This is a genomic window from Bradyrhizobium sp. WBAH42, from assembly GCF_024585265.1.
Classification (GTDB): Bacteria; Pseudomonadota; Alphaproteobacteria; order Rhizobiales; family Xanthobacteraceae; genus Bradyrhizobium.
In genome coordinates this window covers 3,810,252-3,831,187 of record NZ_CP036533.1, presented here as the reverse complement: position 1 = coordinate 3,831,187, position 20,936 = coordinate 3,810,252, and the positions used below count along the sequence as shown (strand labels likewise).

Below are 20,936 nucleotides of genomic sequence, written 5' to 3'. Positions count from 1 at the left end.
GGCGCATGCACGTAGCAGTCCAGGCCATCGATCGCGACATCTGGCGCAACGGCGCAGCCTCGGAAGGAACGCGTTTCGTTCCCGAGGAGACGCCGCTGGCGCTCACCTATAATGGCGGCACCTACGCCGTCATGATGGGGACGCCGCAGAACCTGGAGGATTTTGCGATCGGCTTCAGCGTGAGCGAAGGCATCGTCAAGTCGGTCGACGACATCAAGTCGCTCGAAATGGTCCGCCTCGACGACGGCATCGAGCTGCGCATGTGGCTCGCGTCGGAATATGCCGCGCGCATCAACCAGCGCCGCCGCCACATCGCAGGTCCCACCGGCTGCGGCATCTGCGGCGTCGAGTCCATCGCCGAAGCGGTGCGGCCCGCGGCGATCGTCCCGAACGGGCAGACCTTCACGCCCGAGCAGGTCATGGCGGCGATGCAGGCCATCGCGCCGCTGCAATCGATCAATCTGCAGACGCGCGCCGTTCACGCCGCCGCGTTCTGGTCCCCTACAGGCAACATCGTCGCGCTGCGCGAGGATGTCGGCCGCCACAACGCGCTCGACAAGCTCGCCGGCGCCCTCGCCCGCAGCCGCACGGAGCCGCGCGGCGGCATGGTTCTGCTGACGAGCCGCGTCTCGGTGGAAATGGTGCAGAAGACCGCCGCGATCGGCGCGCCGGTGATGGTCGCCGTATCCGCGCCGACCGCGCTCGCTGTGCGCACGGCGGAGGCCGCCGGCATCACACTGATCGCCATCGCCCGCCAGGACGGGTTCGAAGTGTTTTCGCATGGCGACCGGATCGTCGCGCGCCATGCCACGGAGGTTGCCGATGTCGCCTGACCGCCTGATCTACATGGCCAACCAGATCGGCAAGTTCTTCGGCAGCCAGGGCCATGACAAGGACGTGCCTGGTATTGCCGAGCACATCAGGAAGTTCTGGGATCCCCGCATGAAGCGCGCGATCTTCGCCCATCTCGATGCCGGCGGTGCCGGCCTGGAGCCCAACGTGCGCGAGGCCATTACGGCGCTGAAGCAGGCTATGACGCTTCCAGCAGCGCCCTGAACACGCGCCGCACCTCGCTCTGCGTCTCCTTCACCCGCGCCTCGAGCGAGGAGAAATCCGGCGCGTCGCCGGCGCGCGCCATGACGCGCTGCAGGTCGGTGCCGGCGGTTTCCGGCTTGAAGCGCTCGCTGACGCAGAGCCGCAGGATCTGGGTGAGGTCGTGATAGAGCCGCGCCGCGGCCCGCAGGATCTCCGTCTCCGATTGCGCGAGCACGCCGATCCTGCAGGCATTCTCCAGCACCTGCAGCGTGCTGACGTCGAGAATCTCGGGCTTGTCGTGCGCATGCACGAGCTGGAGATATTGCGCGATGAAGTCGATATCGACCATGCCGCCGGCGGCATGCTTGAGATCCCAGCAATCGGCCTCGCCCTTCTCCTGCGCGATCGCGCGCCGCATGTCGGCGACGTCGTTGGCGGTGATGGCGGGGTCGCGGCGGCGAGTCAGGACATCGCGGATGACGCGCTCGATCCGTTCCCGGAATTCGGGCGACGCCGACACCACGCGCGCACGCGTCAGCGCCATGTGCTCCCAGGTCCAAGCCTCGTTGGCCTGGTAGTCCGCGAACGAGGTGAGGCTCGAGGCCACCGGGCCCGCGCGTCCCGAGGGCCGCAGCCGCATGTCGATCTCGTAGAGCACGCCGTAATTGGTGCGTGTCGTGAAGGCGCTGATCAGGCGCTGGGTCAGCCGCGCAAAATAATGCGCACCCTGCAGCGATTTCGTCCCATCGGAGTCGGGATTGTCGCTGTCGAAATCGTAGAGCAGGATCAGGTCAAGATCGGACGAGGCCGTCATCTCGCGGCTGCCGAGCCGGCCCATCGCGATGATCGCGGTCTCCTGGCCCTTGATCCGGCCGTGCTGGGCGGCAAAGCGGTCGGCGACGAGGCCGTGCACGGTGTGGACGATTCCCTCCGCGACGTCGGCGAAGGCCGTGCTCGCCTGCTGCGCCGAAACGGTGCCGGAGAGGATGCGCGTGCCGATCAGGAACAGGCTCTCCTGCCCGAACAGGCGCAGGCGATCGAGGAACTCCTCGTATGAACCGGCGTCCTGCACCGTTGTCGCGAGCCGCCCCGACAATTCCTGCCTGTCGGGCATGGCCCCGAAGAAGCGCGGATCGATCAGGCCGTCCATGAGCTGAGGCTGCCGCGCCAGCATGTCGCCGAGCCGGGGCGCTGCTCCCAGCACCAGCGCCACCAGCGCGACGAGATCGCGGTTCTGGCCGAGCAGCGTGATCAGCCGACCACCCCGCTGCAGCGCCCCGAGGAAGTGATCGAACGAAACGACGGCGCGATCCGGCTCTTCGGCATGGGCAAGGCCGTCGATCAGGGCCGGCACGAACTCGACGAAGGCGCTTCGCGTCGCCTCAACGCGGAAGACGCGATAGTCGCCGGTGATCCAGTCGCGCACCGTCTGCGCGACGGCGGCCGGCTTCTTGAAGCCGAGCGCCACCAGGTGCTGCAGCAGGCGCGGATCGTCGGGGCCCGCACCGTAGTCGAGCGCCGGCAGCTTGGCCGTGCCGGTGGGGTCGTCGCCCTCGAACAGTTTTTCGTAGTGGCCCTGGACGATCTGGAGCTGGTGCAAGAGGTCGCGCGCAAAGGCCTCGCGATTCTGATAGCCGAAGAACCATGCGAAGCGCTCGACCGCCTGCTTGTCCTCGGGCAGCGTGTGGGTCTGCTCGTCGGCGATCATCTGCAGGCGATGCTCGACCCGGCGCAGGAATTCGTAGGCGATCGTCAGCTCGTCGCGCGCCGCCGCAGTGATCCAGTTGCTGGAGGCGAGCACGTCGAGCGCCTTCAGCGTCGGCCGCACCCGCAAGTCCGGATGGCGGCCGCCGGCGATCAATTGCTGGGTCTGCGCGAAGAACTCGATCTCGCGGATGCCGCCGCGCCCGACCTTGACGTTGTGGCCCTCCACCGCGACCTCGCTCTGGCCGCGATAGGTCTGCATCTGCCGCTTCATGTCGTGCACGTCGGCAAGCGCTGCGAAATCGAGATGCTTGCGCCAGACGAACGGCGCGATCTCGGCGAGCAGCGCCTCGCCCGCTTTGGGGTCGCCGGCACAGGCGCGCGCCTTGATCATCGCGGCGCGCTCCCAGGTGCGCCCTTCCCGCTCGTAATAGTTCAGCGCGGCGTCCCGCGAGATCGCCACCTGCGTCGAGGACGGGTCGGGCCGCAGCCGCAGATCGACGCGGAAGACGTAACCGTCATAGGTGCGCTGCTGCAGGATGCGCGCCATGCCTTGCGTCACGCGGACGAAGAACGGCTGCGGCTCGATGTCGGGCGCGAGGGTCGTCGCATCGGGATCGAAGAACACGATGAGATCGATGTCGCTGGAATAGTTCAGCTCGCCCGCGCCCATCTTGCCCATCGCGAGCACGATCAGGCCGCAGCCCTCTTCGGGTGCTTCGGGATTGGGCGGTGAGAGCTTGCCGCGTGCGGCTTCCTGCCGCAGCAGATATTGCAGCGCCGCCCGCACCGAGGACACCGCGACATCGGTCAGTGCCGCCGTCACCCGCATCACCGGCCAGACGCCGCCGATGTCGCACAGCGCGATCAGGAGCGCAGCTTCCGCCTTCATGCGGCGAAGCAGCCGCATCACCTCGGCCTCATCGGAGGCCGCGAGCACCGCGCTGCGCGGCTCCGCGATCAACGCCGCCAGATGCGCATCCGGATCGCATTCGAGCAGCCGGATCAGGCGCAAGGCATCGGCACGCACCAGATCGAACAGATAGGGCGAAAATTCCGCAATCCCGGCGAGGATGTCGCGGGCGAAAGGATGGCCGAGGTGCGTTTCGAGACGGACCGATTGTGCCGGCTCGAGCTCGGCCAGCCAGCTTTCGAAACGGCGTTCGTCGGTTGCGGAAACGGCAATATGGGGAGCCTCCGCGAAGCGTGCGGCCAGCCTCTCACCATGCTTGTCCGCGTTTCCCGGCGCGGAGTGGTTCATGCCACCTTCTGTGGCACATCCGGCATTGGCGGAGCAACCCTGTCGCCGGCACCCGCACGCGCCGGCAGCACGAGCGTGGCGACGAGGCCGGGATGGGCATCGCCCAGGCGCAATTCGCCGCCGTGCAACGTCGCAACCGCCGAGGCGAGACTGAGGCCGAGGCCCGAGCCCGGCAGCGTGCGGCTGGCCTCCAGCCGCACGAATCGCTCGATGACGTGCTTGCGATCCGCTTCGGGGATCCCCGGACCGCGATCGGTGACGCTGAGCAGCACGTGGTCACCATCGCGCCTCGCCTCGATCGTGATTTGCCTGGCGTCCATGCTGACCACGGTTCCGGCGGCCTGTGCCGCGGGCTTGCCGTATTTGATCGCGTTCTCGACAAGGTTGGCGAGCGCCTGGCTGATCAGCTCGCGATTGGCATGAACCGGTGTCGGCTCGCACTTGACCTTCAGGGTCATGCCGTCGTCCTCGGCGAGCGGCTCGTAGAGCTCGTGGATGCCCTCCGCGACCTCCGCGGCGTCGAAGTCGTCCATGTTGCCGCGCGCCTGGCCGGATTCCGCGCGCGCGATCATCAGAAGCGCGTTGAAGGTCCGGATCAGCCCGTCGGATTCCTCGATGGTCCGCTCCAGCGCGGCGCGGTAATCAGCCTCGCAGCCGGATTTCGCCAGCGCCTCCTCGGCACGATTGCGCAGCCGCGTCAGCGGCGTCTTGAGGTCGTGGGCAATGTTGTCGGAAACCTCCTTCAGGCCCGCCATCAGCGCCTCGATCCGCTCCAGCATGGCGTTGAGGTTCTCGGCGAGGCGATCGATCTCGTCGCCGCTGCGCCCCACCGGCAGGCGTTCGCTGAGATCGCCGGTCATGATGCGCTGCGCCGTGCCGGTCATCGCGTCGATGCGCCTCAGCACCCGCCGCGCGACGAAGATGCCGCCGCCGAGCCCGAGCACGACGACGATCAGGACGGAAAACTGCGCCGCCTTGGCGACGATGCCGAACAGACGCCGCCGCTCGGCAAGGTCGCGGCCGATCAGCAGTCGGAAGCCGTTCTCCAATTCGGTGACGCGAACGAGCGCGCGATGATCGCGGTCATCACTGTCCTCGATCCGCCGGTAAGCCGTCTCCGACCAGCCGCGCGTCGCCATCACGCCCGGCGCCAGCGAGCCGACATTGCCGGCAATCGCCTGGCCCGTCGGCGTGGTCACGAGGTAGAGGTTGGCGCCCGGCCGCAGTGCCCGATACTCGATCGTGCGCACCAGGCGAACCATGCCGCCGCGGCCGTAGATCTCGTTGATCTCCGAGGTCTCGGCATTGACCGTCTGCGTGATTTCCTCGGTGATCAGCCGCCGCGTATTCCAGGCGAAATAGGCCAGCAGCGAGGCCGCGAACATCGCGAACAGCAGCAGATAGACCAGCGTCAGCCGGAACGCCGTGGTGCGGACGAGTTTACCGAATGCCGTCACGGATCATGTATCCGGCGCCGCGGATCGTGTGCAGCAGCGGGCGCTCGAAGCCCTTGTCGATCTTGGAGCGCAGCCGCGAGATGTGCACGTCGATCACGTTGGTCTGCGGATCGAAATGATAGTCCCAGACGTTCTCCAGTAGCATGGTCCGCGTCACCACCTGGCCGGCGTGCTTCATGAGGTATTCGAGCAGGCGGAATTCGCGCGGTTGCAGCGTCAGTTCGTCCTTGCCGCGGGCGACGCGATGGGAGAGTCGATCGAGCTCGAGATCGCCGACGCGATAAAGCGTCTCCTCGGCGGGACCGCCGGTGCGGCGCGACAGCACTTCGACGCGCGCCAACAGCTCGGCGAAGGAATAGGGTTTTGGCAGATAATCGTCGCCGCCGGCGCGCAGGCCCTTGATGCGGTCATCGACCTGCCCGAGCGCGGAGAGAATCAGCACCGGCGTGGTGTTGCCCTTGTCGCGCAAGGCACCAATCAGCGACAGGCCGTCGCGCTTGGGCAGCATGCGGTCGACCACCAGCACGTCGTACTCGCCGTTCTCCGCCATGGCGAGGCCTTCCTCGCCGTCGGCGGCGTGGTCGGCGATGTGTCCGACTTCGCGAAACGCCTTGGCGAGGTAGTCGGCGGATTCGCGGTCGTCTTCGATGATGAGGAGGCGCATCGTGCGTTCGGCGGCGGTCAAGGAGGTCAACCTTCTCTAAACATGGCGCGAGCGGCAATCGCATGCAAGCCGAGCGGAAGAGGCTCGACGCAGGAAAAAGGCGGGCGGTGAAGCTGGGGGGACCTCACCGCCCTAGGCCTTCCGACGGAGGGGGGCGTAATTCCACCGGAAGGTAGACGAGGGAAGCCAGCTTTGCGCTGCTTCCCCGAAGGGCGCCGTCGGCGGGGGCGACTGATGCCGGCGACACCCTTCATCTCGTAAGGCTCCTGAAGGCTCAGCCCTTGGCGATGGGCACGGCGACGAAGCGCGATTGGCCGCCGCTCTTCACGCGCATCAGGACGCTGTTCTTGTTGTCGGTCCGCGCCGCGTTGATGGCGTCGCGGACTTCGCCGGCGGTCGCCACGCTCTTGCCGCCGACCTCGAGGATCACGTCGCCTTCCTTGAAGCCGCGTTCGGCCGCGGCGCTCTTGGGATCGACTTCGGTGACCACGACGCCTTCCTTGCCGGCGCCGGCCACGGAATTGGCGGGCGCAACCGTCATGCCGAGCTTCGGCACGTCGGTGCCCTTGCTGGCGCCCTTGCCGCTGTCCTGATCGACGTCAGCCTTGGCCTCGACCGTGTTCGGTAACTGGCCGAGGGTGAGGTTGATGACCTTGTCCTGGCCCTTGTGCAGCACGTTGAGCTTCACGGACGCGCCGGGCGCCATGCCGCCGATGGTGCGGGCAAGCTCACGGGCATCCTTGACCGATTCGCCGTTGACCGCCGTGATCACGTCGCCGGATTCGATGCCGGCCTTCGCCGCCGGACCGTTCGCCTGCGGCTCCGCCACCAGCGCGCCTTCGGCCTTCTTCATGCCGAGGCTGTCGGCGATGTCGGAGGTGACGGGCTGGATCTGCACGCCGATCCAGCCGCGGCTGACCGAGCCCTTGTCCTTGAGCTGCGCGACCACGCTCTTGACCGTGTTGGCCGGGATCGAGAACGCGATGCCGACGCTGCCGCCGGAGGGCGAGTAGATCGCGGTGTTGACGCCCATCACCTCGCCGTTGGTGTCGAAGGCCGGACCGCCGGAATTGCCCTTGTTCACGGGCGCGTCGATCTGGATGAAATCGTCGTACGGGCCGTTGCCGATGTCGCGGCCGCTCGCCGAGACGATACCCGCGGTCACGGTGCCGCCGAGACCGAAGGGATTGCCGACCGCGAGCACCCAGTCGCCGATCCGCGGCTTGCTATCTGCAAGCTTGGCGAACGGGAAGTTGGTGCTGCCCTCGACCTTGATCAGCGCAAGGTCGGTGCGCTGGTCGGTGCCGATCACCTTGGCGGTGTAGGTCTTGCCGTCGTCAGTGGTGACCTCGACCTTGTCGGCGCCATCGACCACATGGTTGTTGGTCACGGCATAGCCGTCAGCCGAGATGAAGAAGCCGGAGCCCTGACCCTGCACGACGCGGCCACGCCCACCGCCCTTCAGGCCGGGGATGCCATCCGGACCGCCGAAGCGGCGGAAGAAGCGCTCCATCGGCGAGCCCGGCTGGAACGGCGAGGAGGAATCGTCGCCGTCATCGTTGCTCGCGGTCTTCTCCTTCATGTTGACCTTGACCGAGATAACCGAAGGCTTCACGCGCTCGACGATGTCGGCGAATCCGACCGGACGCTCGACCTTGCGGACCTCGTTGTTGACCTGCGCATGCGCCGGGCTCGAGAACAGGTCGGCCGGCGAGCTCGAGGGGCTGAAGCCATAAACGGCCGCGCCGAGACCGGCGACGACCGAGGCCATCAGCGCGAACTTGCGCGCGGAAAACACCGACCGGCGCGGCTGCCGGTAGGACGGGAGGTTCGAGAGGTCGATACGATCGTTCATGCGGAAATCTCCAGGGCCTTGAATTCCTTTTGGTGCGGGATGCCAGCACCTTGCGGACCTGAACATGGTGATTGCCGCCTTACCGCGCGCTGGCGGCGGGGTTAAACTTTTGTAATGAACGGCCGATGCGGATGCGGCAGTTTGGCACAGGCCGAAAATCGTGGTTCCACAGGAACTTAGTCGGGTTCCCTGAAGTGGCCGCGAACGAGATTTTGGTGAGCTTTGAGATGTCCGCGCAGGTCAGGACGACTTCGCATCATCGGACATCAAGGCCGCGAGCCGCGCCTTCTCATCCGGCGAGAGCGGCGCTACCTGTAGATCTGCACCACTTCGCGCGCGGCGGCGGATTTGCAGCCACAGCGCCAGGCCGCCGCCGAGCAGCAGCACCGGCCCGAGCAGCCACAGCAGCAGGGTCTGCCGCTCGAAGCGCGGCTTGAGCAGCACGAACTCGCCGTAGCGCGCCACCAGGAAATCGAGCACCTGCGAATTGCTGTCGCCGGCCGCGATGCGCTCGCGCACCAGCAGCCTGAGATCGCGGGCCAGCGGTGCATCGGAATCGTCGATCGACTGGTTCTGGCAAACCATGCAGCGAAGCTCGCGCGACAATTCGCGCGCGCGCGATTCCTTCACCGGATCCGACATGATCTCGTCGGGCTGCACCGCGTGGGCCGCCGGCAAAGCCAGCAGCAGCGCGATGAACGCGGCCATCATCCAGCGCATCGGATCATTCCGCCGGCTGCAGGCGCTGCTTGGCCCGCGCCGGCTTCGGCGCGCCGACCCGCAGGCGGCGGTCGGAGAGTGAGAGCACGCCGCCGAACGCCATCAGCACCGGCCCCCACCAGATCAAAAGCACCAGCGGCTTGTGATAGATGCGCACGGCGATGGCGCCTTCAGCGGTGGCCTCACCGAGCGAGACGTAGAGCTGGCTCGCGCCGCGCGTCAGCAGGGCCGCCTCGGTGGTCGAGGAGCCGCGCGTGGTAAAGCTGCGCTTGGACGGCGTCATCACTGTGACCGCCTCGCCATCGCGGCTGATCTTGAACTCGGCGATCATCTCGCGGTAGTTCGGGCCCTGGCGTTGAAACAGCCCGTCGAGCTTCAGGTCGTAGCCGGCGACATGGGCAACCTCGTTCGGCTTCATCGTCGCGATGAATTCGCTGTTCCAGGTGGACTCGCAGACGATCCCGATCAGCGCGACGCCGAGGCCGGCATGCGCGAATGCGGTGCCCCAGGCCGAGCGCGGCAGGCCGCGCGCCCGGTGCAGCACCGTTGCGAACGGCAGGCGCACCAGGCCCGTCCGTTCGACGAGGTCGGTGACGGCGCCGGCAATGACGAAGACGCCGAGTCCGATCGCGAGCGGCGCCAACGCGCTGCCGCCCCGCACCCAGGCCCAGACGATGGCGACCACGACCAGCCCGGCAACGCCGGCCGCGAGCAGGCGCTGCATCACGCCGAGCAGGTCGCCGCGTTTCCACGCCAGCATCGGCCCGAACGGCACCGCGAGCAACAGCAGCGCGAACAGCGGCGCGAAGGTGAGATTGTAGAAGGGCGCGCCGACCGACATCTTGAAATCGGCGAGCATCTCCATCGCCAGCGGATAGAGCGTGCCGAACAGCACGACGGCGCAGGCGACGGTGAGCAGGAGATTGTTCAGCACCAGCGCGCCCTCGCGCGAGATTGGCGCGAACAGGCCGCCCTGCTTCAGCGAGGTGGCGCGGCCCGCGAACAGCGACAGGCTGCCGCCGATGAACAGGCACAGGATCAGCAGGATGAACACGCCGCGGGTCGGATCGGTCGCGAAGGCGTGCACCGAGGTGATGACGCCCGAGCGCACCAGGAAGGTGCCGAGCAGCGACAGCGAGAAGGTCAGGATCGAAAGCAGGATGGTCCAGACCTTCAGCGCGTTGCGCTTCTCCATCACCAGCGCCGAATGCAAGAGCGCGGTGCCGGCGAGCCAGGGCATTAGCGAAGCGTTCTCGACCGGATCCCAGAACCACCAGCCGCCCCAGCCGAGCTCGTAATAGGCCCAGTACGAGCCCATGGCGATGCCGAGGGTCAGGAAGATCCAGGCGACCAGCGTCCAGGGCCGCACCCAGCGCGCCCAGGCCGCATCGATCCGGCCCTCCATCAGCGCCGCAATGGCGAATGAGAACGAGATCGAGAAGCCGACATAGCCGAGATAGAGCATCGGCGGATGCACGGCGAGGCCGATGTCCTGAAGCACCGGATTGAGGTCGCGTCCCTCGATCGGCGGGCTGGCGATGCGCAGGAACGGGTTCGACGTCATCAGGATGAACAGATAGAAGGCGCTGGCGACCCAGGCCTGTACGGCCAGCACGTGCGCACGCAGCGACAGCGGCAGATTGTTGCCGAAGCCTGCGACCAATCCGCCGAACAGCGCGAGGATCGACACCCACAGCAGCATCGAGCCTTCATGGTTTCCCCACACGCCGGTGATCTTGTAGAGCAGCGGCTTCATGGAGTGGGAATTCTCGTAGACGTTGGCGACCGAGAAATCCGAATACACGTGCAGCATCACCAGCGCCGTGAACGAGGCGCCGACGAACAGCAGCTGCGCCAGCGCGGTCGAGCGCGCCACGTTCATCAGGGCGGCGTCGCCAAGGCGCGCGCCGATCAGCGGCACGATGGACTGGATCAGGGCCAGAGCGAGTGCCAGCACCAGCGCATAATGTCCGGACTCTGCGATCACCGCACCGCTCCCTGCGGATTGCCCTGCGCGGTCGCCGCGGGCCTGGCACCGGAGGCTTGGGTACCAGAGGCTTGGGTACCTGAGCCTTGGGCGCCGTAATCGTCCTTCCAGTGCCCCTGCTTCTTCAGGGCATCGGCGACGTCCTTGGGCATGTAGGTCTCATCGTGCTTGGCAAGCACGGTATCGGCCTTGAACACGCCGTTGGCGTCGAGCGCGCCTTCGGCGACGACGCCCTGCCCTTCGCGGAACAGGTCGGGCAGAATGCCCTTGTAGGCGACCGGCAGCTTGGCGTTGCCGTCGGCGACCTCGAACGTCACTGCGAGATTGTCGCCGCGCCGGAGCGAGCCGGGCTGCACCAGGCCGCCAAGGCGAAACCGCTTGCCGGCCTCGACATGCTTCTCGGCGACCATGGTCGGGGTCGAGAAGAACACGATGGAGTCGCGCAGCGCGTTGAGCACCAGCGCGGCCGCGAGCGCGAGCACGGCGAGCGATCCGCCGATGATGGTCATACGTCGCTGCTTGCGCGTCATGGCGTATCCGTTCTCCGCATCTCTCGTCCCGAAATCGTCATCCGCCGATCCCGAGAGTCCTCAGGCCTTCGTTGAGCTGGCGCAGCCGCTCGGCGTTGCTGGCAACCGCCTGCCGGGCATCGACTGACGCCCCCATTGCCTTGTCCCGCTCGCCCATCACCAGATAGGCGCGCACCAGACGCAGCCAGCCTTCGACATCGTCGCCGTTCTGCTTCAGCCGCGTCGCCAGACGATCGACCATGCCGCGCACCATGGCATTGCGATCGACTTCGGCCATGTCCTTGGAGGCAGCAACCGTCTCGTCGGACAGCGCGGGCATCGTGCCGCCCCCACCGACTCGCGCCAGCGAGGATTGCACCAGGGCACGCCACGGTGCGTCCGCAGGCGCTTTCGCAAGCAGCGCGCGCCAGATATTGGCCGCATCCTCCTTGCGCCCATCCTGCTCGGCGGCAAGACCCAGGAAATAATTCGCCTTGGGGTCGTCGGCGTTCAAGCCGCGTGCGCGCTCGAATTCGGCCTTGGCCTCCGCGGTCACCACGCCGCCGGCGGCGGCCGATATCGCTTCGCCGAGATCGGACCGGCGCTCCGCGCTCTCGCCATTGTAGGTGAGCGAGTTGCGATAGGCGCGCACCGCGTCGTCGAAGCGGCCGAGCCGCTCCAGAACCGGCGCGAGCACGTTCCAGCCGCGACCGTCCGTCGGATTCTTTTCCAGATGCTGCTCGACCTGCACGACGAGGTTCTCGAGCGACTGCGCCATGCCGGACCCTCGCTCCCGCTGCGCGAGGGGGAAGTCCTGCAGCCGGGGGGAGCCGAGCGGCATGTAGACGCCGATCGCAACGAGCGGCAGGCCGGCAAGCGCCAGCACGGCCGCCGCGCGGCGCCATTTGAGGTTCGACATCGGCGCCGTTGCCGGCTCGCTGGCCGCCGCCGCAAGCAGCCTGCGGCTGATCTCGACGCGCGCAGCCTCGGCTTCGGGCGCCAAGATCAACCCTGCGGCCAGATCACGCTCGATCTCAGCCAGCTGGTCCTTGTAGACCGCGACCTCGCTGCCCTGATCTTGCGCGCGGCTGGTGCGGCCAAGCGGCCAGAGCACGGCGAAAATCGCCGCGACCGTCATCAGCGCGAACACGAACCATAGCGTCATCTGGCAAGCTTCCGGCGGCGCCCGAACCGCGCCTGTAGGTGCCTTTACACCACGGCCGGAGGATGCGGCAATTGACAATTGTCAATTCGGCGCGACCCGCACGTCGTCCCGAAAGGGTGAAAATCCAACGGCTTAGCCGATCTCGAAGTCGACACTTTGGGCGGCGTGCTCGCCGTGCCCGTCGAAGGCCTTCAGGAAGTATGTTCCCGGCTTGATCGCATCGGGCAATCTGATGCGCAGCGCTCCGACCGGAACCCTCGATGCAACCCTCGTGATGGTCTCAGGCAGCTGCCGATCGCTGGCCTTCTCGACCAGCACCACCTTGGCCCCAACCATCAGCCTTTGATACTTGGCCACGATGACGCGGTTCTCAATTTCGATCGAGCTGATAACGGGTTTCATGCGCCCACAGATAGAAATTCCCCGGACTTGCGGCGGGAGCGTAGGGCGCGCCACATGTGTCGTCAACCTCAAATTGTGATCAAAAAAAGATGCGCGCTGATCAACCCGCGCGCGACGATTTGCGCTCGCCCGTGAGTGCGTTTTCCGCGGCCCGGCTCATCAACGAGGCATAGTCGTCGCCGAACAGCACCTGGCAGAAGCGGATCGCGGCCTGCACCTGCTGCTGCCGATAGGTGCGGACCTTGTGATCGGCGGCGCGCAGCGACTGCACCAACTGCTCGGTCGAGCGTTCCACATATTGCTGGAGATCGGAATAGGTGCGCAGCGTCACCTCGTTGATCGCAAGCTCGCTCGCATAGTTGCGGCAAGTCGCGACGAAATCGATCAGCGCCACCGTCTCCTCGACTTCGGTGCTGTCGATCCGCGCGCCCGGCGGAATGTCCTTTTCGGGACGCTGGCGCAGGATGCGGCGGACGCGGCCGGGCACGCTGTCGATCTCGGATTGCAGCGCATTGGAGATGTCGGCCCGGATCGAGGTCAATTGCTTGCCCCAGGCGGAATCGTTGCGCAGGTCGAGCTCGGTGCGGAGGCCGCGCACGCCGTCGTGCAGCGTCTTGAGATTGCCGGCGACATTGTCGAAATGGCCGCGCTTGATGTCCATGCGCAGGATCGCGGCAACGCAGGACAGATCATGCAAGGCCATCGTGACGGCGATACCGTAGGGCGTCGCCGCGACGCGGATCTCGTCGTCGGATGCCGCTATCTTGACCGCAAGGCGGATGATCTGCCAGGGCGCGGTCATGCGCTGCACGACGATCGACAAGGCGAAAGGCAGCATCTGCGGCGTCTGAAGCGCTGGAATGTTGAGCGCCGACGTCACCGAGGCGATCTGAGGATCCCCGAAGGCCCGCAAGGTGCGCGGCAATTTCTCGTTCAACGTCGCGATGGCGTCCCGGACCTGGAGCACCGCACCGATCGAATAGAGATCCTCGATCACGTTGGGCGGGCCGACCCGGGCAAGCGCCCGCGACTTGTCGCCGCCGCCCGGCCCCGTCAGCTCGAAGATGGCATCCGCCGCCACGGCCTGAAGCTTCTGCGCCAGGGCCTCGACCTGCCCTGCACTGTCCGCCGGCATGCGCGCCAGCGCCGCCTCGAACTCGTTCACCTTGGCCGGTGCGCCGTCTCGGCCAAGCCACTGCCAGATCGGCTGCAGCGAGGAGCGGCGAATCTGCCCGGCCCTGACAGGAGTGCCCGCCTCGACCAGGAACGGCTCCAACACCTGGAACAACAGCCGCGACAGATCGTCCGTACGCGGCGGCAAAGCCTCCTCGGCCTCGCTCTTGCGGACGATCTTGCGCAGCTGCTCGAGCACGAGGGTGGCCACCGCCGTGTCCTGGCCGCGCTCCAGCGCACGCTCGAACTCCCGCATCAGCAGCGCCTGCGACTGCGGCGGGAGCTGCGCGAGATATTCCCTCAGCCGCTCGATCGATGTCTGGCTCATGCGCCCGGGTAATGCACGGTAAAATGGCGGACATGGGATGGGTCCGGCACGATCATAGGAGGTCCCCACTTAAGAAGCCGTTTAGGAAGCCGCCTCGAATGCCCCCGCTTTTCCCTGGAGGAGCGTCGGCCATGCCGGAAACTGTCGTCGAAACAAGGGATTATAGGCCGGGAAGAACCAGCTCGGCGCGCAGGCCCCCAGTCGGCGCGCTGCCGAGCGAAAGGCTGCCGCCATAGAGGGCGGCGAGGTCGGTCACGATTGACAGTCCCAGCCCCGACCCCGGCTTGGATTCGTCGAGGCGCTGCCCGCGCCGGGCGACCTGGGCGCGCTCCGCTTCCGACAGGCCGCGGCCATCGTCATCGACGATGACCCGCAAACGCGGGCCGGCGCCGGCCTTGGGGGGCGGCTCGACGAGGACCTCGATGAAGACGTGCGAGGCCGCCCATTTGCAGGCGTTGTCGACGAGATTGCCGACCATCTCCTCCAGATCCTGCCGCTCCCCCCGAAACCTGGCGGACGGATCGGCCTTGGCTTCGACCACGATCCCGCGGTCGCGATGGATCTTCTCCATGGTCCGCCGCAGCGCCTCGATGGCGGGCGCCACCTCCGTCACGGTCGCAACCACCGAGACCCGTGCCGCGATGCGGGCGCGCTCCAGATGATGGGCGACCTGGTCGCGCATCACATCCGCCTGCTCCATCACCTTCTCCGCGAATGGATCGGCCGCATGCGCGCTGGCTTCGTTGACGATCACCGAGAGGGGCGTCTTGATTGCGTGGGCGAGATTGCCGACATGGGTGCGCGCGCGCTCGACGATCTCGCGATTGGCGTCGATCAGCGCGTTGGTCTCGCGCGCGAGCGGCGCGATCTCGACCGGGAATTCACCCTCGAGCCGTTCCGCCCGCCCGGAGCGGATGTCGGCGATCGATTCCGAGATGCGCTTGAGCGGTGCGAGGCCGAAGCGGACCTGGAACACGGTCGTCAGCAGCAGCACGATGCCGAGCGCGGTGAAGGTGCCGCCGAGGTAGTAGTCGAAGCTGCGCGTCTCGTCGAAGATCTCGGTGTCGTCCCCGGCGACGCTGACCAGAAATTTGCCGTCGGCGCCGAGATCGACCGGCCGTTCCACCATGCGCAGATTCTGCCCTTCCGGCCCGTCGACGTAAGCAAGGCGGATGCCGGCGGCGGTGAGCTCGGCGCCCTGCTCTTCCAGCTTCGGCAGCTTCTTGTCCCAGAGCGAGCGCGAGGAGCGCACTTCCGGCTTTTCGGTGTCGGTCCGTGTGATCTGCCAGTACCAGCCGGACAGCGGCAGCTCGAACAGCGGCTCGCCGAGCGACTGAAACTGGCGGTCCGGCGGCTCGTCGGGGGTCGCGACCTCGGCGATGAGGGTGCGCAGATAGAGATTGAGCCGGCGGTCGAAAGCACGCTCGGTGGCGTTCTTGTAGACCGACGACAGCACGATTCCTGTGATGGCCAGGATCACCACGAGCCAGGCGGTCGCCGACAGGAACAGTCGGTTCGCAAGCGAGCTAGCGGCCATCGGAATGATCCCGGGCGACGCAGGATGGCAGGTGGTCGGACGTCATGACCGGACCAAGGGCCCTGTTCGGCCTGCCGTCAAGCCCGAGAACGCCTCAAGCGCCCGGCGCCGGCGGCGGGGTCAGGAGATAACCGAGGCCGCGGACGGTCTGGATGATGTCGACGTCGAGCTTCTTGCGGATGCGGCCGACGAAGACCTCGATGGTGTTGGAGTCGCGGTCGAAATCCTGGTCGTAGAGATGCTCGACGAGCTCGGTGCGCGAGACCACCCGCCCGGAATGATGCATCAGGTAGGCCAGAAGCCGATATTCGTGCGAGGTCATCTTGACGGGATTGCCCGACACGCTGACCCGGCCGGTCCGGGTGTCGAGCGTAACCGGGCCGCAGGTCAATTCGCTCTGGGCATGGCCGGTGGAGCGGCGCAGCAGGGCGCGGATGCGCGCCAGCACCTCCTCCAGATGGAACGGTTTTGCCACGTAATCGTCGGCGCCGGCATCGAAGCCCTGCACCTTGTCGCTCCAGCGGTCGCGTGCGGTAAGGATCAGGACCGGCATGGTGCGGCCGTTGCGGCGCCAGGCCTCCAGCACCGAGATGCCGTCCTTCTTGGGCAGGCCGATATCGAGCACCACGGCGTCATACGGCTCGTTGTCACCCAGATAGTGCCCCTCCTCCCCGTCGAAGGCCCGATCGACGACATAGCCGGCGTCGGTCAGCGCCTTGGTGAGCTGGCGATTGAGATCGGGGTCGTCCTCAACAACGAGCAGGCGCACGCTTCTCTCCAAAGATGGGCTGCCAGAACAGGCGAGTTGAACACCGCCAGAGATGAGCAATTCCGGCGTGAACCGAATATGAACGCGGGGAACCGGCCGACGTTACTTTTTGGTCATATACGACCTGCCGCGCGTAAATGCGACTGCGCCCACCATGCCGCCGGAGGAGCCGGCGGCATGGTGGGCGCAAGGTGCCGCATCGCGCGGCGAGCCGGAAGGTGCCGGCGTGCCTTGCCGGCCGTCAGGTCCGGAAGAACACGAACCAGACGACGGCGAGGATCAGGATCGCAAGCCCGGTCGAGATGGCGAGCAGCGCCGCCACCGAAGGCCCAGGCTCGCCCTGGCGCGCCTCGGTCGGAGTTTCGACGATCCGGTTCTGCTCTCGCGTGGTTGCCATGGTGACCTCAATCTGTGGCTGTCGCGTCGGATGGCCGCGACCTCCTCGCGGCGATGAACTGCCGGGGCAACGCGTCATCTCGGGCGATGTTCCGGGCCATGGGCCCGCCAGACGACGCGGTGCAGGCGACGATTAACGCCGTTGCAAGATTCCGCGTCGGCGCTTGCTATGATTCGCAACTGGCCGATGGTATCCTCAGGGCTTGTCCTCTGTTGCGTCTGGAGTAGCCCATGGCCCCCCGCGCCAATTGGAAGGGTTTTCTGCGTCTGTCGCTCGTGACCTGCCCGGTCGCGCTCTATCCGGCCACTTCGGATACCGAGAAGGTCTCGTTCAACCAGATCAACCGCAAGACCGGCCACCGTATCAAGTACCTCAAGGTCGACGCCGAGACCGGCGACGAGGTGACTTCCGAGGACATCGTCAAGGGCTACAAGGTCGACACCGACACGTATATCGAGGTCACCAAGGACGAGCTGGACGACATCGCGCTCGACTCCACCCACACGATCGAGATCGACGAGTTCGTGCCCAAGGCCGACATCGACAACCGCTATCTGATCCGCCCCTACTACCTCGTGCCGGACGGCAAGGTCGGCCACGACGCCTTTGCCGTGATCCGTGAGACCATCCGCAGCATGGACAAGGTCGCGATCGGCCGCGTGGTGCTGACCAACCGCGAGCACATCATCGCGCTGGAGCCGCTCGAGAACGGGCTGATGGGCACGCTGTTGCGCTATCCCTACGAGGTCCGCAGCGAGAAGGAATATTTCGACGACATCCAGGACGTGAAGCTGACGCGGGACATGCTCGACCTTGCCAAGCACATCGTCGAGAAGAAGTCCGGCGCGTTCGAGCCCGAGCTGTTCGAGGATCATTACGAGACCGCTCTGATCGATCTCATCAACAAGAAGCGCAGCGGCATGCCGATCACCGCCAAGGCCGCACCGAAGACCGGCGGCAACGTCATCAGCCTGATGGACGCGCTGAAGAAGAGCATCGCGAGCGAGAAGGAGGCTGCTCCCGCGGCGAAGGTCGCCAGGGACACGGCTAAGGAAAGCGCCAAGGCCAAGAAGCCGAAGAAGCGCGTCGAAGGCCAGCGCGAGATGCTGCTGCCGATATCAGGCAAGGGCGGCAAGGACGCTGCGGCCAAGGCTGCGACCACGCCGAAGAAGGCCGCCGACAAGCCGGTACGAGCCCCCGCGCGGGCAAAGAAGGCCGGCTAACAGCATCACACCCCGCAGATCGCGCCGTGATGTCTCTCCTCGCCGATCGGCCGGCCTGACATGCCCTGGTCGACGGCGTTCGACGATCCCGTTCGCGTAAGCAACAAGCGCAAGCTGCTCACGCTTCAAGAGGCGGCCGACTACATCATGCAGCTGCCCGAGGACGCCCAGCACGAGGCGCATTGGCAGACCGCGATCGAGACCTTGATCAATGCGGCCGAGACCGGCGGCGGCTGGGTGATGTTCGCGCGCATCGCGATGTTGCGGGCGCTGAATGCGGACGGCCGGCGCGGATGAGCGCGATCGAGATGTCCTTGCCTGTTCGTTGACGAACAGGCTCAACAATCGGTTAAGGGCCACAGCACGGAGGGCAATGCCCGCGCCGGGCGGCCGATTTGACTTCATTTGGACGGAACCACGGAACCTTAATTTAATGAATGCCGTCGTAGGAGATAGGGTGCGATCGCCCTCGCTCGGTTCATTTGGCGCGCACGAAGACTTATTCGATCGATTTGCAAGTCCGATAACGACGCGACCTTCCATCGGATCGGATGAACAGGAGTTGGCAATGCGTCTGGTTAGGTCCTTTCTTGCCGATGAGAATGCCGCAACCGCAATCGAGTACGGCCTGATCGCCGCGGGGATCGCCCTGGCAATCGTGACCATCGTCAACAGCACGGGCGCTGCGCTGCTCAACAACAAGTTCAACTCAGTCAGCACGGCGATGAAGTAACCGCCGGCCAACGGCCTGCGCAGCGGCTGGCCCGTGCCCGCCGGACTTGCGGGCCATGATCTGGGCCAACAGCATCTGTTCCTGGTTCACGACAACACCCCGGATTGCGCTTCGCTCCATCCAGGCTACAGCGCTTTGACGGCCCTCTGAGTGCTGATATTCTTCGGCGGAGCGGGCTCGACGAGCCGTGCCGTCAATCGATCAACCAGCGCTGCCGAGAGGATGCGGATGAGAAACGTGACGCTCCTGGCTCTCGGCCTCGTGTTTGTCGTCGCGTGGTCGCACGACAGCGCGCGAGGCCAGACTTCGGCCGCGCCGCCGGTTTCGCTTGCTCCGCCCGATGCATCGCCGCCACGCCCGGGTGCCGCCAAGCCCGCGCGGGTGACGACGAACAGAGCTCCGCCGGCGGCGTCCAGCAGAGAGCCTTCCGTGATTGGCGGGCCTCAACCGATGCCGAATCCGGCCGCCGACTACGATGGCTTCAGCGTCGGCACCGTCGATGACGTTGACACCCCGAGCCGCGTGGCGCCGCCTGCGCGTTCACGCGCAGCAAGGGACGCCGGGTCCAATCCAGATGCAAATGGCCTCGATCAGGAAGATGAGGCGTTGAAGCGAAAGCTGATGATCTGCCAGAACTGCAAATAGCAGGGCAATCGCATATGCCTTGTGGCGGCGGTCTGCGCGCACGCCTCGTCCTTCGAGACGGCGCTTGCGCGCCTCCTCAGGATGAGGCTAATCAGCATGAGTGCTCGTTGAACCTGCTGCCGCGCACTCCGCCCTCGTCCTGAGGAGCCCGCCTAAGCGGGCGTCTCGAAGGATGGCAGCGGGGAAAAATTCCCAAAAGCGATAGCCCTACTGCAAATAGGGATGCGGCTACTTCGAAGGTTCGCCGACGCCGTTCACCTGTCTCCAACCTCGAGCGCTTCCAAGACCACGGCCGTCCGATCAGCCAGCTCGGGAATTTTGGCCAGGTAGGCCTGGTAATGCGGCGAGGCTCGGTGAGCTTCGACGGCCGCAACGTCGCGGTACAGCTCGTCGAGAACGTAGCGATCTTCGTTCGATATGTCGCGCCAGACATCCCAACGCAGGTTGCCGGGCTCAGCCCTGGAAGGCGGTGCCATGCCGACAAGCAATGCGCTGAGTTCAGCGGACTTGCCCGGGCGAGCAACCAGGATAGCGGTGATCTTGGATGGCGATTGCGTCATTCGATGGCTCCCCATGAGAGGGTAAGCGCGGCTTCAGATGCGGGCCCATCCCTCTCGAATTCCACACTTGCGAATCTTCAAATCTTCGCGGCGCTGCTCCTATCCTTGAGGGCGGCCAGCAACTCTATTCCCAGCGCTCCGGCCGACGCGGGATTCTGCCCCGTGATGAGCCGGCCATCGACGACGACGTGAGGTTGCCAGTTGGCTGCGGACGAGTACTCGGCACCCTCTGCCCTCAACGCGTCCTCAAGCTCGTAAGGCACGTCATCGCGGGCGTAGTCGTACTCTTCCTTCTTCGAGAAGGACGTGAGCTTCTTGCCGCGCACGAAAGGGACGCCATCGCCAAGGTCAACGCCAAGCAGCGCGCACGGTCCGTGACAGACAGCGGCGACGAGCTTGCCAGTGCTCCAGGCACGCACGATGGCACTCTGGACCGCAGCATTGCGCTGGATGTCCACCATGGGCCCAAGTCCGCCGGGCACCAGGATGGCGTCGTAGTCGGCGGCGTCCACCTCGGACAATTTGCGACTGTGATTCAAGCGGCGAAAGGCTTTGCTCGCGAGAAACTCCTTCTGAGCGGGATCTTTCTCGTCGTACGCATCGTAAGGCGTCCACCCCCCGGCCGGGGACGCGAACTCCACTGCGACCCCAGCCTTGTCGAGCACCTCGAAAGGATGGGCGACCTCGGCGAAAAAGAAGCCGGTCTTGCGACTATGCGGACCGATCACGGCTGCGTTGGTGACAATGAAGAGGACATGCTGGGTCACGGTTTTCTCCTTTCGATGACGCTGTGTGTGTGATCGCGCTTCCGC

Annotated in this window: 21 protein-coding genes; 6 read left to right on the top strand and 15 right to left on the bottom strand. The window is 66.0% G+C overall.

Going from position 1 to position 20,936, the window contains the following annotated elements; all coding sequences use genetic code 11:
• Positions 1-5: 5 nt before the first annotated feature.
• Positions 6-833 (top strand): formate dehydrogenase accessory sulfurtransferase FdhD, encoded by an 828-nt coding sequence (fdhD, locus tag DCG74_RS17820; protein ID WP_172784252.1) that lies wholly within the window; start codon positions 6-8, stop codon positions 831-833.
• Positions 823-1,056 carry a formate dehydrogenase subunit delta gene (locus DCG74_RS17815; protein WP_172784251.1) on the top strand — a complete coding sequence of 78 codons (234 nt, stop codon included), beginning with the start codon at positions 823-825 and terminating at the stop codon, positions 1,054-1,056. Before fdhD ends, DCG74_RS17815 begins: the two co-directional genes overlap by 11 nt.
• Here DCG74_RS17815 and DCG74_RS17810 read toward each other — a convergent pair.
• The 13 genes from DCG74_RS17810 to DCG74_RS17750 all read right to left on the bottom strand — a co-directional run bounded on the left by DCG74_RS17810 (position 1,031) and on the right by DCG74_RS17750 (position 16,963).
• Complete coding sequence (locus DCG74_RS17810) at positions 1,031-4,000, bottom strand: bifunctional [glutamine synthetase] adenylyltransferase/[glutamine synthetase]-adenylyl-L-tyrosine phosphorylase (RefSeq protein WP_172784250.1); 2,970 nt, start codon at positions 3,998-4,000, stop codon at positions 1,031-1,033. The two genes, DCG74_RS17815 and DCG74_RS17810, sit on opposite strands and share 26 nt — an antisense overlap.
• Positions 3,997-5,457 carry an ATP-binding protein gene (locus tag DCG74_RS17805; RefSeq protein ID WP_172784249.1) on the bottom strand — a complete coding sequence of 487 codons (1,461 nt, stop codon included), beginning with the start codon at positions 5,455-5,457 and terminating at the stop codon, positions 3,997-3,999. The genes DCG74_RS17810 and DCG74_RS17805 overlap by 4 nt, the downstream gene beginning before the upstream one ends.
• Entirely contained in the window at positions 5,441-6,121 is a 681-nt protein-coding gene (locus tag DCG74_RS17800; RefSeq protein ID WP_172784248.1) for a response regulator transcription factor, read from the bottom strand. The genes DCG74_RS17805 and DCG74_RS17800 overlap by 17 nt, the downstream gene beginning before the upstream one ends.
• A 274-nt stretch (positions 6,122-6,395) precedes the next feature.
• Positions 6,396-7,976 carry a Do family serine endopeptidase gene (locus DCG74_RS17795; protein WP_172784247.1) on the bottom strand — a complete coding sequence of 527 codons (1,581 nt, stop codon included), beginning with the start codon at positions 7,974-7,976 and terminating at the stop codon, positions 6,396-6,398.
• Positions 7,977-8,216: 240 nt separating this feature from the next.
• On the bottom strand, positions 8,217-8,696 hold the full coding sequence (locus DCG74_RS17790; RefSeq protein ID WP_172784246.1) for a cytochrome c-type biogenesis protein: 480 nt from the start codon (positions 8,694-8,696) through the stop codon (positions 8,217-8,219).
• A gap of 4 nt (positions 8,697-8,700) precedes the next feature.
• Positions 8,701-10,683 (bottom strand): heme lyase CcmF/NrfE family subunit, encoded by a 1,983-nt coding sequence (locus DCG74_RS17785; protein WP_172784245.1) that lies wholly within the window; start codon positions 10,681-10,683, stop codon positions 8,701-8,703.
• Positions 10,680-11,213, bottom strand: coding sequence for a cytochrome c maturation protein CcmE (ccmE, locus tag DCG74_RS17780; RefSeq protein ID WP_172784244.1), 534 nt, complete (start codon positions 11,211-11,213; stop codon positions 10,680-10,682). The genes DCG74_RS17785 and ccmE overlap by 4 nt, the downstream gene beginning before the upstream one ends.
• Before the next feature lie 37 nt (positions 11,214-11,250).
• The gene (gene ccmI, locus DCG74_RS17775) at positions 11,251-12,357 is read right to left on the bottom strand and encodes a c-type cytochrome biogenesis protein CcmI (protein WP_172784243.1); all 1,107 of its coding nucleotides are present in this window, start codon (positions 12,355-12,357) and stop codon (positions 11,251-11,253) included.
• Positions 12,358-12,489: 132 nt separating this feature from the next.
• Positions 12,490-12,759 carry a hypothetical protein gene (locus DCG74_RS17770; protein WP_172784242.1) on the bottom strand — a complete coding sequence of 90 codons (270 nt, stop codon included), beginning with the start codon at positions 12,757-12,759 and terminating at the stop codon, positions 12,490-12,492.
• Between the two features lie 100 nt (positions 12,760-12,859).
• Positions 12,860-14,260, bottom strand: a complete 1,401-nt coding sequence (locus tag DCG74_RS17765) for a hypothetical protein (RefSeq protein WP_172784241.1) — start codon at positions 14,258-14,260, stop codon at positions 12,860-12,862.
• A gap of 160 nt (positions 14,261-14,420) precedes the next feature.
• Positions 14,421-15,797: a sensor histidine kinase gene (locus DCG74_RS17760; RefSeq protein ID WP_172784240.1), complete on the bottom strand. Its 1,377-nt coding sequence runs from the start codon at positions 15,795-15,797 to the stop codon at positions 14,421-14,423.
• Positions 15,798-15,891: 94 nt separating this feature from the next.
• Positions 15,892-16,566 (bottom strand): response regulator transcription factor, encoded by a 675-nt coding sequence (locus DCG74_RS17755; RefSeq protein WP_036035233.1) that lies wholly within the window; start codon positions 16,564-16,566, stop codon positions 15,892-15,894.
• 241 nt (positions 16,567-16,807) lie between these two features.
• Positions 16,808-16,963, bottom strand: a complete 156-nt coding sequence (locus tag DCG74_RS17750) for a hypothetical protein (protein ID WP_162832009.1) — start codon at positions 16,961-16,963, stop codon at positions 16,808-16,810.
• A 230-nt stretch (positions 16,964-17,193) separates the two neighbouring features.
• Between DCG74_RS17750 and DCG74_RS17745 the strand changes: the two genes are divergently transcribed.
• From DCG74_RS17745 to DCG74_RS17730, 4 genes are all read left to right on the top strand, one after another.
• A complete protein-coding gene (locus DCG74_RS17745; protein ID WP_172784239.1) occupies positions 17,194-18,186 on the top strand; it encodes a Ku protein in 993 nt (330 codons plus the stop codon).
• A gap of 60 nt (positions 18,187-18,246) precedes the next feature.
• Positions 18,247-18,483, top strand: coding sequence for a hypothetical protein (locus tag DCG74_RS17740; protein ID WP_172784238.1), 237 nt, complete (start codon positions 18,247-18,249; stop codon positions 18,481-18,483).
• Between the two features lie 271 nt (positions 18,484-18,754).
• A complete protein-coding gene (locus DCG74_RS17735) occupies positions 18,755-18,919 on the top strand; it encodes a Flp family type IVb pilin (protein WP_172784237.1) in 165 nt (54 codons plus the stop codon).
• 228 nt (positions 18,920-19,147) lie between these two features.
• On the top strand, positions 19,148-19,564 hold the full coding sequence (locus DCG74_RS17730) for a hypothetical protein (protein ID WP_172784236.1): 417 nt from the start codon (positions 19,148-19,150) through the stop codon (positions 19,562-19,564).
• 254 nt (positions 19,565-19,818) lie between these two features.
• Here the strand turns inward: DCG74_RS17730 and DCG74_RS17725 are convergent, their stop codons facing one another.
• Both DCG74_RS17725 and DCG74_RS17720 read right to left on the bottom strand, forming a co-directional pair.
• A complete protein-coding gene (locus DCG74_RS17725; protein ID WP_172784235.1) occupies positions 19,819-20,124 on the bottom strand; it encodes a putative quinol monooxygenase in 306 nt (101 codons plus the stop codon).
• 77 nt (positions 20,125-20,201) lie between these two features.
• On the bottom strand, positions 20,202-20,891 hold the full coding sequence (locus DCG74_RS17720; protein WP_172784234.1) for a type 1 glutamine amidotransferase domain-containing protein: 690 nt from the start codon (positions 20,889-20,891) through the stop codon (positions 20,202-20,204).
• Positions 20,892-20,936: the final 45 nt, after the last annotated feature.